This is a genomic window from Apilactobacillus zhangqiuensis, from assembly GCF_019656215.1.
Taxonomy (GTDB): Bacteria; Bacillota; Bacilli; order Lactobacillales; family Lactobacillaceae; genus Apilactobacillus; species Apilactobacillus zhangqiuensis.
Map to the genome: position 1 here is coordinate 1 of NZ_BPLK01000006.1, position 14,743 is coordinate 14,743.

The window sequence follows — 14,743 nt, forward strand, 5'->3', positions numbered from 1 at the left end:
GAACACAGAAGTTAAGCTTCTAAACGCCGAGAGTAGTTGAGGGATCGCCCTCTGCAAGGGTAGGACGTTGCCGCGCGAATAAAAAAGTCTTCGATGTAAATCGAAGGCTTTTTGTTAATATTGCCGTTTTAGCTCAGGAGGTAGAGCGTTTCCATGGTAAGGAAGAGGTCCCGGGTTCAAATCCCGGAAACGGCTTAATGTTAAGAAAATATAATATTAGTTAATATATATATAACAATGAGTTCATTTTATTGAAAACGAACGGTTGGATTTGAGCAGTGAGAATGATTGATATAACAATTGTTTTCACTGCTTTTTTTATTTGTTTTGGAATTTAAAAATGAATCTTTAAACCATTTTTTTAAAAATTGAACGTAATAATTTATTTTGATATAACATTCTTTGAAAAGGAGGGATAACATATGAACAATAAAAAATTACCCTATAATTTTGATTTCACAGATATTTTGATGAAGACACCAACCGAATTAATTGTCGAAGGTAATCGATTAGCAATTGATACGAAGTTCAATGACATAGCGAATTATAAAGTTCAGCAACGCGATGTTTTGAAAATAATGAAACCGAAAAACGATTTGCTATATAAAGATTTACTTGAAACGAAAAGAAGGCGAATGTCTAAGTCTCCGTTTTCATTCTTTAGAGGTTCAGTAGATATTATGAATTATGATTTAAACCATTACAGTAATTCAGGAATTAAAACCTTAATTGGTGGAGATGCTCATTTAGGTAACTTCGGTTACTACGGATCATCAGAAGGACAGTTACTGTTCGACATGAACGATTTTGATGAATCACACATTGATTATTGGGAATATGATGTTAAACGCTTATTGGTTAGCGCATTACTCGTTGCTAAACAACAGGACTTTAAATTAAAGAAAAAAGTAGAACCCTTCCTAAAAAAATCTGTTATAACATATCTCAAGACTTTGAAGTATATGAGTAATTTAACAGCAATGGAAAGATTTATAACTCCAAACACACTAAAAAATATTTCGAGTAGTTTCTCTAAAATCCATGAATCTAAAAATACTTTTGATAAATCATTTAAAAAAATTGTCAGTAAGACTATCGATAAGGCTATTAATAGTAATTCTGATTATGCAGTTAAAAAATATACGACCACCGTAAAAGGGCAAAAACAATTTATTGAAAATGATCCTGTTACAGTGCATGTAGGAAATGATGATTATGAAAAGTTGATAAAAGGGTATACTAAATACCTTCATCATTCGAAAAGTGATATTAAACAGTTCCTATTACAATTTCACATCGTAGATATTGTACGACATACGGTTGGGGTTGGAAGTGTTGGTACACTTTGTTATCTAATATTACTAGAAAATTTTACCGGTGATAATTTAGTTTTACAAGTGAAACAAGGATTACCAATTTATCAAAACGATGGAATTTATATAGATGACAAGCATTCAACAGGTGAAGACATTGTCAATTGTCAATTGATACTACAAAGTGCATCAGATCCATTCCTAGGTTACTTTAATATTGATAATAATAGTTTTTATGTACGTCAATTTAAAGATATGAAGGGATCAGTAAAACTAAAAAAATTAGATTTTTCAGCATTTTGTGATTATGTAAATGTATGTATTAGTTTATTAGCAAGAGCCCACAGTCAATCACCAACTTTTTATAAAATCATTGGTTATTTAGAAAGTAAAGATTGGATACCCGAAGCCTTAGTAAAGTACTCAACTCGTTATGTTGAACAAGTGGAATTAGATTTTAAGTCCTTTACTGGAGGCGAAAAGCATGGGAATAAAATCTAAATATAAAGGTGATTTGTATAATCGAGACTTAAGCTGGTTACTTTTCAATCGTAGAGTAATTGAATTAGCTAACAACTATAACGTCCCATATTTAAATAAATTAAAGTTTCTATCTATTGCTTCAAGCAATTTAGATGAATTCTATAGCGTTAGGGTTCCGAGCATTAAAAGCCAAGAAACTTTAACGAATGACGGACATGATTCAAAAACAATGTTAAAGTATTCAGAAATACTAAAAAAACTCCATGAGATAAATAATAATAACTTTAAAATACAATCTAACTATTTTAAATTGTTAATTAAACAATTACCTGATTTAGGTATTGGTAATTTTGTTAAGTATGATGATTTATGCGATCGAATGAAACAAAAAGCCAACCAAAAATTTGATGAAAAAATTTTACCATTTTTAACAAGCACAACCTTTAATTCGGAATATAATTTAGACTTTATGAAAAATAAATGGATGGCAATAGCAACTTTGGTTAAAACAAAAAATGATACTTCGATTCGTGTTATGCCAATACCACCATATATCAGACGAACAGTTAGTTTGAAGGTCGATGGGAAAAAGCAATATTTGATGATGGAAGATCTAATCATCAATAACTTGAGAAATTTATATGACGATGGCGAAATCAAAGATGTAATCGTATTTCGGTTGAGTCGAGATCTAGATGCATCAATTGATTTAGAAAAAAATAACGGTAGCAAAAAAACTATCCAGAATTTGCGCCACTATCTAGCGAACCGGGAAAAAGGTAAAATCACAATGCTAGAAATACAAGATTTGCCTAATACCAATGAAAAATTCATTAATACCTTTATAAAAAAATTTAAAATTGAACCAAATGATGTATTTAAAATCGATACACCATTAGATTTAACTTTTATGTTTCCTTTAATAAATTCGTGGACTAAGAAACATCCTGAATTATCATATCCTGATTTTTCAGGGACAAAATGGAATTATAAGAAATCAATGCAGGAGTACCTCAATAAACACAATTTACTTTTACAATACCCTTATGATTCTTTTGAACAATTCATTCAGTTCCTAAAAGAAGCGGTTGATAATCCTCAAACGATAGCAATCAAACAAACAATCTATCGAGTCGCGGATAATTCTGAAGTAATTGAGTTACTGAAAAAGGCTTCAAGAAAAGGAATTAAAGTGACAGTGGTGGTTGAACTGAGAGCTAGGTTTGATGAGACTAATAATCTAAAAGTGACTGATGAATTGGAAGATGCTGGATGCGAAATTATATTTGGAAAAAAATATATGAAAGTGCACAGCAAAGCATGTTTGGTCATAATGAATGATAAAAGTAGTGTTAGAGGGTATGTGCAGATAGGAACTGGAAATTATAACGAACAAACAGCGAAGGGATTTGTTGACTTAAGTTTATATTCTAGTTCAGAAGGATATGTTAACTGCTTAAAATCCTTCTTTGATTATCTATCACACAATGGTGATTGTTCACGTTCACCAAAATATAATTCAATTGTGTCGTCACCAAATCGAATTGAAGACATGGTTATACAAAATATAAATAGAGTTAAGGAATATTATCAAAAATATGGTAAAGGAAAAGTTTTCCTTAAGGTAAATTCTTTAACAGATATTGATGTCATAGCAGCAATCTATGATGCTGCGAAGGTGGGGGTCCCTTTTAGGCTAGTCATAAGAGGATCATGTTGTTTGAAACTAGGAATTTGCGGTGAAAAAGAAAATATCGTTGTTTCTAGTATCGTCGGAGAGTTTCTCGAACACAGCAGAATATATGCATTTTATACAGACAAACCATCCTTTTGGATTTCCTCAGCCGATTTAATGACCAGAAATATGGTTAACCGTGTTGAATTAGCCGTTAAAATTATGGACAAACACAATATTAATAAAATTCAAAAGATTATTGATATCTATTCCGAAGATGATGTTGATGGTTTCTTCTTGGACAAGGAAGGAAATTATTTTAAGTATGAAAATTCTAAGAATCGCTCTGCACAACAAACATTTATCGAGGAAAGCATAAAATTATCCAGTCAAACTTCAAAGCAAAATAAGATTTATAAATTGATTACTGAAAAAATAAGTAAATTGAAGAATCTCCTAATTTCAAGAAAAAATAAAAATGCGTAGCAATGATTAGGTATGGTTCTTTAATAATTAATAATAAAATAAAAGGCCAATCGTAATTGATTGGTCTTTTTTGTTTGTTATTTAATTTTTCTATCAATCTTAACTTCATTAATTGGTAGGTTTGCGTTCGCAATAATTGGTGAAACGGGTCCATTGCTTATTAAGGTTAAATGATGCATTGCTCGAGTGGCAATGGTATAGAGTGTTCCAACGTAATCATCATTTGGATAATTATCCTTTGAAACGTTCCAAGCAATGACAGAATCAAATTCCAAACCTTTAGCTAAGTAAATTGGCATGATGACAATTCCCTTTGGAAGTGATCTATCCGTATCTGCTAGCAATGTTGGATTAAGTTGATTATAAGTGTGTTGATGAAGTTGTTTGGCTTCTGTTAGGTTCTTGGTAACAATCGCAACAGTACCTTCATCCTTTAGTTCTTGTTTAGCACATTTAACCAATGCTTCGATACATTCATTTTCGTTATGACGAATAAAGATTTCAGGTGACTTACCTGGACGGTTAAACGCTTCAATTTCATCACCATTAGGTAATAATGATTTGGCGAAATTGGTGATTGGATAAGTTGAACGATATGATCGATTTAAAGTAATCAACCTTGATTTCTTAGTAGCAAATGCTTCGTTTAACTTATTTAGTAATTCTTGAGGTGCTTCAACAGCTTTAAACAATGCCTGTTCACTGTCACCAATTAAGTTAATCTTGGTTTGTGGGAAAGCATGCTTAATGTAAATTAATTGAGCAATTGAGTAGTCTTGCATCTCATCAACGAATAAGTATTGCATTGTTTGGTTTTGACCGCCACCGATCATTAAATCACGCATGTATAAAAGTGGGGCGGCATCGTCTAGACGAACCTGGTGCAATTCGATTGAATCGTCAAAAGAATCAACATCATCATTCCATGCATCAACGTTAACGTATTTGGGTAAGACCACTTGTTGCATAAAACGTTGGTATTGAAGATATGGATCAAAGAATGAACCATTGTATAAAGCATCGTAGACTTTTCTGAAGTGTTCGGTCACGATTTGTTTTGCGATAAAGTATCTTTCATCGTCTTCGTCTTGGAAACTACCAAGTTGATGACCTTCCATAAAGTCATGATATTGTTCTGAGTTAAGTTGATCGATTTCATCGTCAACCCATGGCTTATAAACTTCAACTTCAATGCGTTTCTTTAAGATTTCAATCAAACGATTCTTGGTCTTTAAGAACTTATCAGCCGGTTTCATTTGTTTGGGTTGAGAAGCGTAGATATCCTTAATCACGTCAGCGTCAAAGAATACTTTACCGTCAATTAAAATACTTTGAAAGGCAATGTCATTATTAAAAACGTTGTTGATATAGTTCTCGATAGAGGTCATGTATTGATGACCACGTTTGAATGATTGAATCGTTTTTTCATCATCAGTGTATGCTTGTTCGGTTTCGTATTGATCAAACAAGCTTTGGACCTTTACACCTTCAAGTCGATGATCAATAAATTCTTGTAAGGTTACCTGTCTCATATTACGTTCACCTAAACTAGGTAAAACATCTGAAATGTAATGTGAGAATAAACGGTTAGGGGAGAATAGAATGATTTGGTCGGCTTGAAGAGAACTTCTACTGTGATACAACAAAAATGCAATTCGTTGTAGGATTGCTGAAGTCTTACCGGAACCGGCAACACCTTGAACCACGAGTAAATCACTATAAGTATCTCTAATGATGTCGTTTTGTTCCTTTTGGATTGTCGAAACGATGTTTTGCATCACTTCATCATGTTGTTGTCCTAACACGGATTGTAGCATTTCATCACCAACGGTTTCGTTGGTATCAAACATGTTATTAATCTCTCCGTGACTAATTTGAAACTGACGTTTCTTTTCTAAGTCAGTAGTTTGTTTTCCGGCGGGAGTTTGGTATGAAACTTTTCCTAACGTTCCGTTGTAATAGATACTAGAGATAGGGGCACGCCAATCGTAGACTAAGAAATTTTCGTTATCATCAACGAATGAAGCGGTCCCGATATATAAACTTTCTGTATCGTCATCACCGTCGTCTTTGATATCAATTCGTCCAAAGTATGGTGAATCAGCCAGTTTTTTATATGTTTCAAGTTGGTTCTTAATAATTGCTTCGCTTTGGACTACTTTATTAACTAGTCCTCTTTGTTGTTGGAGGTCGGCAGAAGTTTCAATTCTATCATCGACTTCGACGTAGTTAACAGAAGTATTGTTACCGTAGTTTTGTTGAACACGCTTTGTTTCATTGTGTGCTTTTTGGTATTCAGCTTCTGTCTTATCGATGCGTTTGTGTAATTTGGCGACAACTTTATCGACACGATTTTGTTCATTTGTAAGATCGTTATTAGCCATTTTTACCTCCTAATTTATTGTTAAATCCGTACATTTATGCTCAATAATTCTAATTAGATTTTGCCGTCATGTCAATTAATATCCTTTTTGACATGTCTATTTAAATCCAGTAAAATATAGTTAATATTAAAGTAAGTAGCGATGTCATTTACAGAGAGATTATGTATTACTGAAAGTAATCACGACTAGCGAAATGGATGAAGTTATGGGATTGCACCCTTATCGCAGAGTGGCAAATGATTATACATTTGCAAGTTAGGTGGTACCGCGCTCAAGCGTCCTATTGTTTTTTTAACAATGGGGCGCTTTTTTTGGAAAGGAAGTAACAAAATGGCAGATAAAAAAGTAATTCTAACTGGTGATCGACCAACCGGTAAACTACATATCGGACACTACGTTGGATCATTAAAGAATAGAGTTGCACTACAAAACTCAGGTGAATATGACACCAATATCATGATTGCGGACATGCAAGCATTAACTGATAATGCTCGTGACCCAGAAAAAATCAGAAACTCACTATTACAAGTTGCTTTGGATTACTTAGCTGTCGGAATTGATCCAGAAAAATCAACTATCTTGGTTCAATCACAAATTCCCGCACTAAACGAATTAACAATGCACTACTTAAACTTAGTTTCAGTTAACCGTTTGAAGAGAAACCCAACTGTTAAGACTGAAATTCAACAAAAGAAGTTTGGTGAGAGTGTTCCTGCTGGATTCTTCATTTACCCAGTCAGCCAAGCTGCAGATATTACTGCATTTAAAGCCGACACAGTTCCGGTTGGTGAAGATCAAGAACCAATGCTAGAACAAACTAGAGAAATCGTTAGAAGTATCAACGGTATCTATGGTAAGGATGTATTAGTTGAACCAGAAGGCTACTTCCCACCAAAGGGAATGGGTAGAATTCCTGGTCTAGATGGAAACGCTAAGATGAGTAAATCATTGAACAACGCCATCTACTTGGCCGACGATGCTGACACTATTCAAAAGAAAGTAATGTCAATGTACACAGATCCTAACCACATTCACGTGGAAGATCCTGGTCAAGTTGAAGGAAACACTGTTTTCACTTATCTAGACATTTTTGCTGATGATAAACAAAAGGTTAGCGAATTAAAGGAACAATACAGACACGGTGGTCTAGGAGACGTTAAGATTAAGCGTTACTTAAATGAAGTACTACAAGCTGAATTGGCACCAATTAGAGAACGTCGTGAACAATTCGAAAAGGATCCACAAGCAGTTTATGACATTCTAAAGGCTGGTAGTGAAAAAGCGAATAAGGTAGCCAACCAAACCCTAGATGAAGTAAGGGATGCTATTGGTATTAATTACTTTAAATAAAATACTATTTTAGGAGTTTAGGGTGAATCGGATGGAGAACTTAGTAATTGTTGACATCGGTTCGAATTCTGCTCGAATGTCCATCTATCGAATTGAAAATGATGGTTATTGCGTTGAATTAAAACGTAGTAAAAGTGATAGCCGTCTATCCGAGGGAATGGGAAAAGAAAAGATTCTACAACCGGTTGCAATTAATCGGACAATTAATGCTTTAAAGTCTTTCAAAAGAATTTATAGCTCAATGAATAATGCCACTGTGATTACCATTGCAACTGCTGCGGTTCGACAAGCTGAAAACCAAAAAGCTTTTATTCGCAAGGTAAGAAAGAAAGTTGGCTTAGACGTTAGAGTTTTATCAGGTCGTGAAGAAGCTTATTACGATTATTTAGGTGTCGTTAATAAGATTAAGATGAACGACTACATGGTGATGGATATTGGTGGTGCCAGTATCGAATTGGTCCGCGTTCAAGGAAAGAAACGTCGTGATTTAATTAGTTTGCCAATTGGTGCCGTCAATATTTCAGAACGTTTTAAATTGAATAACTCTGTTCACGCAGCTGACCTATTCAACGCACAACGTTTCTTAAAGGAAAACATACATCGAGTTCCTTGGCTTAAAAAAGCGGATCACTATCAATTAGTTGTTTTGGGAGGAGCTGCAAGAAGTTTAGCGAGAATTAATCGTAGTCACCAACACTTCAAAAACTCTGATAACCTAAACGGCTATCATCTAAATCAACGCCAAGTGATGGGAACGTATGAATTACTTTTACGTAAAAACTTACACAATCGAAAAGAAATTCACGGATTAGAAAACGAGCGAGCTGATATTATACTAGGTGGTCTACTACCTCTTATCACAGTTATTGATGAAATTGATTCAAGAAGAATCGTATTTTCTGAAGGCGGTGTAAGGGAAGGACTTATTGCTGAATATATAAAGAAGCACTATCGAAACTATTAAAGAGGTTTTTAATCCAATTAGGGTTAAAAACCTTTTTAAATGCCGAATATTTAAATAATGTTATCATAAATATCAGATATAAATACCGCACATCCGGGGGGACTAATAATGGGAACTTTTAAACATTTTTACCACCGTAATTACGATGATAGAATGAAACTAATCAGTGAATTTGCTGGATTAGACATGAATGAAAAACATGAAATGACTGGCGACTATCATCAATCAAGTGATAGTTTAGTTGAAAATTATGTAACTGATTACTCCGTTCCTGAAGGAGTGGCCGTTAACTTTATGATTAATGGTAAAGAAAAGATTGTTCCAATGGTCACAGAAGAACCATCCGTGATTGCGGCAGCCAGCAATGGTGCCCGTTTATTTGCCAAAGATCAAGGCATTAAGGCTGAAGTGTTAGGTCGTAACTTGATGGGTCAAATTGTCGTAAAAACAAGCGATATAAACCTATTGATTGGAATTGTGAATACACATCAACAACACATTATTGATGTCGCTAACCAATCGCATCCATCAATTTTAGAATATGGTGGCGGTGCTAAGAAGGTGCGTGTTAGAAAACTAGACGACAACTACGCGTCAGTTGATTTGTTTGTAAACGTTGGTGAGGCCATGGGTGCAAACATTATTAATTCCATGCTTGAAGCAACGGCGGAATTCATCGATGAACGTTTTAATGGGGATGTTTTGATGAGCATCCTATCTAACTACGGTGAAGATAACTTGGTGAAGGTTTCAGGAACAGTTCCCGTTAGTCAACTTGGTAATCCTGACACCAATGGAATCGACGTGGCTAAAAGAATTGTGGAAGCATCCCATATTGCCCAAATTGATCCGTATCGTGCTGCCACTCATAACAAGGGCATCATGAATGGAATCGATGCAGTAGTAATGGCAATGGGAAATGATTGGCGTGCCGTCGAAGCCGGCATCCATTCGTTTGCTTGTAGGGATGGTCAATACAAAGGATTATCTAACTGGTCAATTGACGGTGATAAGTTGGTTGGTGAAATGACAATTCCGTTGTCATTAGGTTTTATTGGTGGTGCCGTAAAGGTATTGCCAAAGGTTAAAATCAATCAACACCTATCACAAGTAACGTCAAAAGATGAACTAAGTCAATTGGTTGCCTCAGTTGGTCTAGCTCAAAACCTAGCTGCACTAAATGCTTTAGTCACTGATGGAATTCAAAAGGGTCATATGAACCTACAATTGAATTCATTGGTAATGAGTGCTGGGGCAAAGGGCGAAGAAATAAAACAAGTTGTTTCAGAAATGAGAGCTAATCATTTAAACGACTTAAAGTCAGCCCAAAAAATCTTAAATCAAATTAGAAATAATAATGAAGGTGAATTTTAATGGAAATCGAATTAAATCAAGATACACAAAGTTTAATAAACGTTGTAAATAAATTTTTCCCAGGTAAAATTGAAGTTCAATTTATCGGACAACTTCAATCTGGATACGTTAGACATGATCAAGCTCAAGTAGTACAAGATGGTAAGAACCTATTCGTTCAAATCTCTGACATGTCAGCTCCTAACTACACTGCTTCACATGAACTAATTCACTTGTTGATGACTCTACGTGGTTTTCCACAAGTATTCTTCTCACTATCAACTGGTCAAGACGAATTAGACGAACAACTAGAAGTAATGGGAACTGAACTATTTGATATCGTTGCCCACTTTGTGGTTGTTTCAGAACAAAGAAAACACGGTCTAATCAACGACGACATCGAAAAGATGTACCTAAAGGGTATTCAAAACACTATCGAACCCGAACCAGAAGAACTAGACAATGCGATGGAATTACGTCTACTAACTCTAATTGATGCCCACGTATTCTACGGTGACAAGTTCGATTCATTTGCTCGTCCAACCCTTGAAAAAGATTACCCAGTTGCTCTAAAGGCTGCTGATGAAATTTACAAGATTATCACTGAAAAACCAACTGATTCACCATTTGGTTTCAGAAGAAATGTTGTTAAGTTATTCAAGGCATTCGATGAACAACTAAAGAAGTGGGGATTACCTGCATTGCATAACTCAGAATTTGCAACTATCTCCAGTGTTGTTTCAGAAAGACAACTAAACCTAAACGTAAAACAACAATTTGAAATCTTCCATTCAGAATTACATGATAAAGAAACTGGTCGTCGTGCATACGTTGGTTTCAACAAATCAGATGATCAAAACTCATTCGTGATTCCTGCACCAACTGGTATGGATGACAGCCCAGAATACTTCAAGAAGTTATACGCTATGACTGTTCAAGAATTATTTAAAGAACTAAAAATGCCATATATCATTAGAAAATAAGGCAGGAGGCAATCTGATGGATAAGGAAATTCAATCATTATTTGATAATGCAAAAAATATCGTATTTTTGACAGGAGCCGGGGTATCGACAGCTTCCAACATTCCAGACTATCGTTCTAAGAATGGACTATATGCAACTGATACAACTGGAAAACCAGCGGAATATTATTTAAGCCATGCATGTTTAGTTAATGAACCAGATGTGTTTTACACATTTGTGAAGGAAAATATGTACTATCCAGATGCCAAACCTAATGTAATTCACGAAAAACAAGCTAAGCTTACCAGAGAAGGTAGAGCTAGTGTAATCACTCAAAATGTTGATGGATTATACGGTGCTGCCAACACCAAGAACTTAATTGAATTTCACGGTAATCTATACGACGTATACTGCCAAAAGTGTCATCAAAGAGTTGATTGGCACGAATACATGCAAAGCGATAAGCATGCAGATTGCGGTGGAACCCTTCGCCCAGGAATTGTTTTATACGATGAAGGACTTAACCAAGCCAATGTGGTCAATAGTGTGCAACTAATGGAAAAGGCCGACTTGGTGGTCATCGTTGGAACTTCCATGCGCGTTTACCCATTTGCCGGTTTATTAGATTACCGCAATCCGAATGCAAAAGTGATTGCAGTGAACCAAGAAAAGTTGAACTTAGGAATCGATTTTAAGATGATTCAAGATGATGCAACTAAATTCTTTAGTGAATTGAAATAAGAAGGAAGATGATGGTTTAATGATAACTTTAGGAGTAACGACTTGGAGCGAACATCCAGCATTGATTAATGGTGAAAATCGTGCCGTTAAGTTAAACGAGTACGCTGCCCATTTTCCCGTTGTGGAAGTTGATAACCCGTTTTACGGCATTCCACAGGAAAAAACAGTGCGTCAATGGATGCGTCAAGTCCCAGATTCATTCCAATTTATCTTAAAAGCCAACCAATTAATGACCAAGCATGACATGCGTTCACAGATGGCTGCCGATGATGATCAAAGAAGACAGGCATTTAGTGATTACGTCAAAATGCTTAAACCATTAATGGAAACCAATCAATTGAAGACAGTCTTGTTTCAATTTCCACCATATTTCCAACGTAATAATGACAACATCCGTTATCTAATGACTATCCGTGAGTTGATGGGGAGAAAGGTGCCAATTGCAGTTGAGTTTAGAAATCCGACATGGACGGAAAAATCGATGCAAACATCAATTCAAAATTATTTAAAACGTCTTGGGATGACATTTGTGATTGCCGACGAACCACATAACTTAAACGATGGAATTGAGTTATTACCAATGGTGACCACATCCAAAATGGCGATGCTAAGACTACACGGTCGAAATGCTCAGGGATGGTTTAACCAAGACAAGAATTGGCGTAGCCAAAGAACGTTGTACAAATACAGTGAAGAAGAGTTGCAAGAATTCGCTGACATCGTCACTAAATTAAATAAACAAGTCGATGAGGTGTGTGTAATCTTTAATAACAACTCTGGTAGGGATGCCGCACCAAACGCATTACAATTAAAAGAGATGTTGCACGTGTCATTTAACGATTTGGCACCAATGCAATTAGATTTGTTCTAAGAGCAATATTATTGACAATTCAAGTATGATATACTAATAGTTAATATTAATTACTGGTTGAAAGGATGATTTACATGGCTGATAACAATACTTTTTATGTTACAACGCCTATCTACTACCCATCAGGACGTTTACATATCGGGAACTCATACACTACCATTGCGTGTGATGCTTTAGCCCGTTACAAGCGTGCTGAAGGTTTTGACGTGTTCTTCCTAACAGGAACAGATGAACACGGTCTAAAAATCGAAGAAAAGGCAGAATCATTAAACACCACTCCACAAGAATACGTGGACAAGATGGCTGCACAAATTAAAGACTTATGGAAGAAATTGGACATCTCAAACGACAAGTTCATCAGAACCACTGATGCTCAACACAGAGAAGTTGTTCAAAAGATTTTCCAACAATTATTAGATCAAGGTGACATTTACCTAGGTGAATACTCAGGTTGGTACTCAGTGTCAGACGAAGAATACTTCACCGAATCACAATTAGCAGAAGTATACAAAGATGATAACGGAAACGTTATTGGTGGAAAGGCTCCATCAGGACACGAAGTTGAACTAGTTAACGAAAAGTCATACTTCTTCAAGATGAGTAAGTACGCTGATTGGTTGCTACAATACTACAAAGATCATCCTGATTTTATTCAACCAGAATCAAGAATGAACGAAATGATTAATAACTTCATCAAACCAGGTCTAGAAGATTTGGCTGTTTCTAGAACATCATTTAGTTGGGGAATTCCTGTTAAATCAAATCCAGAACACGTAGTTTACGTATGGATTGATGCGCTATCAAACTATATTAGTGCATTAGGATACGATACTGATGACGATTCACTATTCCAAAAATTCTGGCCTGCTGATGTCCACATGGTTGGTAAGGAAATCGTTAGATTCCACACAATTTACTGGCCAATCATCTTACATGCTTTAGGTTTACCATTACCAAAACATGTTATCGGTCATGGTTGGTTAACCATGAAAGACGGTAAGATGTCTAAGTCAAAGGGTAACGTTATTTACCCAGAAGTCTTAGCTGAAAGATACGGTTTGGATGCAGTAAGATACTACTTACTAAAGGCCGTGCCATTTGGTAACGATGGAGTATTTACTCCAGAAGACTTCGTAGATCGTATCAACTATGATTTAGCAAACGATTTAGGTAACTTATTAAACCGTACCGTTTCAATGATTAACAAGTACGAAGGCGGTGTGATTCCAGAATTTAAGTCAAACTTCTTAGAACCTGACAAGGAACTAGAAGCACTAAGTAAGGATGTTATTGCTGAATACAAGACTAAGATGGATGAATCACGCTTCTCAGATGCTTTAGCTGCTGTTTGGCAATTAGTTTCTCAAACTAACAAGTACATCGACCAAACTACACCATGGATTTTAGCTAAGAATGAAAACGATGGTGATGCTGAAAAGCTTGCTGATGTAATGGCTCATTTAGCTGCCAGCTTACGAGTAATTGGTCTATTAATTAGCCCAATTATGACTAATGCACCAAAACAAATCTTTACTCAATTAGGTTTAGATAATCAAGCAATTGATTTAACTAACATTTCAATCGAAGATTTACCAACTGGTGGTAAAGTTGTTGCTAAAGGAACTCCAATCTTCCCACGTTTAGACAAGGAAGAAGAAGTCGACTTTATCAAGAACCAAATGACTAAGTCAGACAAGAAGAAGGGTCGCGCAGCCAAGGAAGAAGCTAAGAAACAAGCTCAAGTAGATCAAGAGGGCGCTGAAAGTGCTGCTGACAAGAAAGAAATTAAGTTCGACACCTTTGAAAAGGTAGAACTAAAGGTTGCCGAAGTTAAGAACGTTGAACGTGTCGAAGGGGCAGATAAACTATTGAAGTTTACTCTAGACGCAGGTAAGGAAGAAACTACTCAAATCCTTTCAGGAATTGCTAAGTGGTACCCAGACTTCGAAAAACTAATCGGTAAAAAAGTAATCATAGTTTCCAATTTGAAACCTAGAAAGATGCGTGGCCAATTGAGCCAAGGAATGTTACTATCCGTTGAACATGACGATGGCAGCATTGAATTAGTTACAATTGGTAGCCAATTTGAAAATGGTGCCACTTTGGAATAATGGTGAGATAACAAACTAAAAAATAGCCATTAATTCAAAACGAATTGAT

10 protein-coding genes and 1 tRNA gene are annotated in these 14,743 nt (G+C 35.6%); 10 read left to right on the top strand and 1 reads right to left on the bottom strand.

The features are described from left to right. The first annotated feature begins 122 nt into the window (after positions 1 to 122). From K5Q07_RS06560 to ppk1, 3 genes are all read left to right on the top strand, one after another. A tRNA-Thr gene (locus K5Q07_RS06560) sits at positions 123 to 195 on the top strand. Positions 196 to 422: 227 nt separating this feature from the next. Continuing rightward, positions 423 to 1,814 (top strand): DUF2252 domain-containing protein, encoded by a 1,392-nt coding sequence (locus K5Q07_RS06565; RefSeq protein ID WP_220730221.1) that lies wholly within the window; start codon positions 423 to 425, stop codon positions 1,812 to 1,814. Then, entirely contained in the window at positions 1,798 to 3,957 is a 2,160-nt protein-coding gene (gene ppk1, locus K5Q07_RS06570) for a polyphosphate kinase 1 (RefSeq protein ID WP_220730222.1), read from the top strand. Before K5Q07_RS06565 ends, ppk1 begins: the two co-directional genes overlap by 17 nt. A gap of 77 nt (positions 3,958 to 4,034) precedes the next feature. Here the strand turns inward: ppk1 and helD are convergent, their stop codons facing one another. Further along, positions 4,035 to 6,341: an RNA polymerase recycling motor HelD gene (gene helD / locus K5Q07_RS06575; RefSeq protein ID WP_220730223.1), complete on the bottom strand. Its 2,307-nt coding sequence runs from the start codon at positions 6,339 to 6,341 to the stop codon at positions 4,035 to 4,037. 330 nt (positions 6,342 to 6,671) lie between these two features. Here helD and trpS point away from each other — a divergent pair, with 330 nt between their 5' ends. The 7 genes from trpS (at position 6,672) to metG (ending at position 14,694) form a co-directional block, all read left to right on the top strand. Beyond that, complete coding sequence (gene trpS / locus K5Q07_RS06580) at positions 6,672 to 7,691, top strand: tryptophan--tRNA ligase (RefSeq protein WP_220730224.1); 1,020 nt, start codon at positions 6,672 to 6,674, stop codon at positions 7,689 to 7,691. A 31-nt stretch (positions 7,692 to 7,722) separates the two neighbouring features. Then, entirely contained in the window at positions 7,723 to 8,655 is a 933-nt protein-coding gene (locus tag K5Q07_RS06585) for a Ppx/GppA family phosphatase (protein ID WP_034532451.1), read from the top strand. 108 nt (positions 8,656 to 8,763) lie between these two features. Continuing rightward, complete coding sequence (locus K5Q07_RS06590; RefSeq protein WP_220730225.1) at positions 8,764 to 10,029, top strand: hydroxymethylglutaryl-CoA reductase, degradative; 1,266 nt, start codon at positions 8,764 to 8,766, stop codon at positions 10,027 to 10,029. Then, positions 10,029 to 10,991, top strand: coding sequence for a hypothetical protein (locus tag K5Q07_RS06595; protein ID WP_054606218.1), 963 nt, complete (start codon positions 10,029 to 10,031; stop codon positions 10,989 to 10,991). The genes K5Q07_RS06590 and K5Q07_RS06595 overlap by 1 nt, the downstream gene beginning before the upstream one ends. Before the next feature lie 16 nt (positions 10,992 to 11,007). Next, positions 11,008 to 11,712, top strand: coding sequence for an NAD-dependent protein deacylase (locus K5Q07_RS06600; RefSeq protein ID WP_220730226.1), 705 nt, complete (start codon positions 11,008 to 11,010; stop codon positions 11,710 to 11,712). A 19-nt stretch (positions 11,713 to 11,731) separates the two neighbouring features. After that, positions 11,732 to 12,583 carry a DUF72 domain-containing protein gene (locus tag K5Q07_RS06605; protein WP_220730227.1) on the top strand — a complete coding sequence of 284 codons (852 nt, stop codon included), beginning with the start codon at positions 11,732 to 11,734 and terminating at the stop codon, positions 12,581 to 12,583. A gap of 74 nt (positions 12,584 to 12,657) precedes the next feature. Continuing rightward, positions 12,658 to 14,694 (top strand): methionine--tRNA ligase, encoded by a 2,037-nt coding sequence (gene metG / locus K5Q07_RS06610; protein WP_220730228.1) that lies wholly within the window; start codon positions 12,658 to 12,660, stop codon positions 14,692 to 14,694. Positions 14,695 to 14,743 lie beyond the last annotated feature (49 nt).

Excerpts from the sequence above, each read along its gene's own strand:
- K5Q07_RS06565 (WP_220730221.1), top strand. The coding sequence starts at position 423 with ATGAACAATAAAAAATTACCCTATAATTTTGATTTCACAGATATTTTG.
- K5Q07_RS06600 (WP_220730226.1), top strand. The coding sequence starts at position 11,008 with ATGGATAAGGAAATTCAATCATTATTTGATAATGCAAAAAATATCGTA.
- helD (WP_220730223.1), bottom strand. The coding sequence starts at position 6,341 with ATGGCTAATAACGATCTTACAAATGAACAAAATCGTGTCGATAAAGTT.
- metG (WP_220730228.1), top strand. The coding sequence starts at position 12,658 with ATGGCTGATAACAATACTTTTTATGTTACAACGCCTATCTACTACCCA.
- ppk1 (WP_220730222.1), top strand. The coding sequence starts at position 1,798 with ATGGGAATAAAATCTAAATATAAAGGTGATTTGTATAATCGAGACTTA.
- K5Q07_RS06585 (WP_034532451.1), top strand. The coding sequence starts at position 7,723 with ATGGAGAACTTAGTAATTGTTGACATCGGTTCGAATTCTGCTCGAATG.
- K5Q07_RS06595 (WP_054606218.1), top strand. The coding sequence starts at position 10,029 with ATGGAAATCGAATTAAATCAAGATACACAAAGTTTAATAAACGTTGTA.
- K5Q07_RS06590 (WP_220730225.1), top strand. The coding sequence starts at position 8,764 with ATGGGAACTTTTAAACATTTTTACCACCGTAATTACGATGATAGAATG.
- K5Q07_RS06605 (WP_220730227.1), top strand. The coding sequence starts at position 11,732 with ATGATAACTTTAGGAGTAACGACTTGGAGCGAACATCCAGCATTGATT.
- trpS (WP_220730224.1), top strand. The coding sequence starts at position 6,672 with ATGGCAGATAAAAAAGTAATTCTAACTGGTGATCGACCAACCGGTAAA.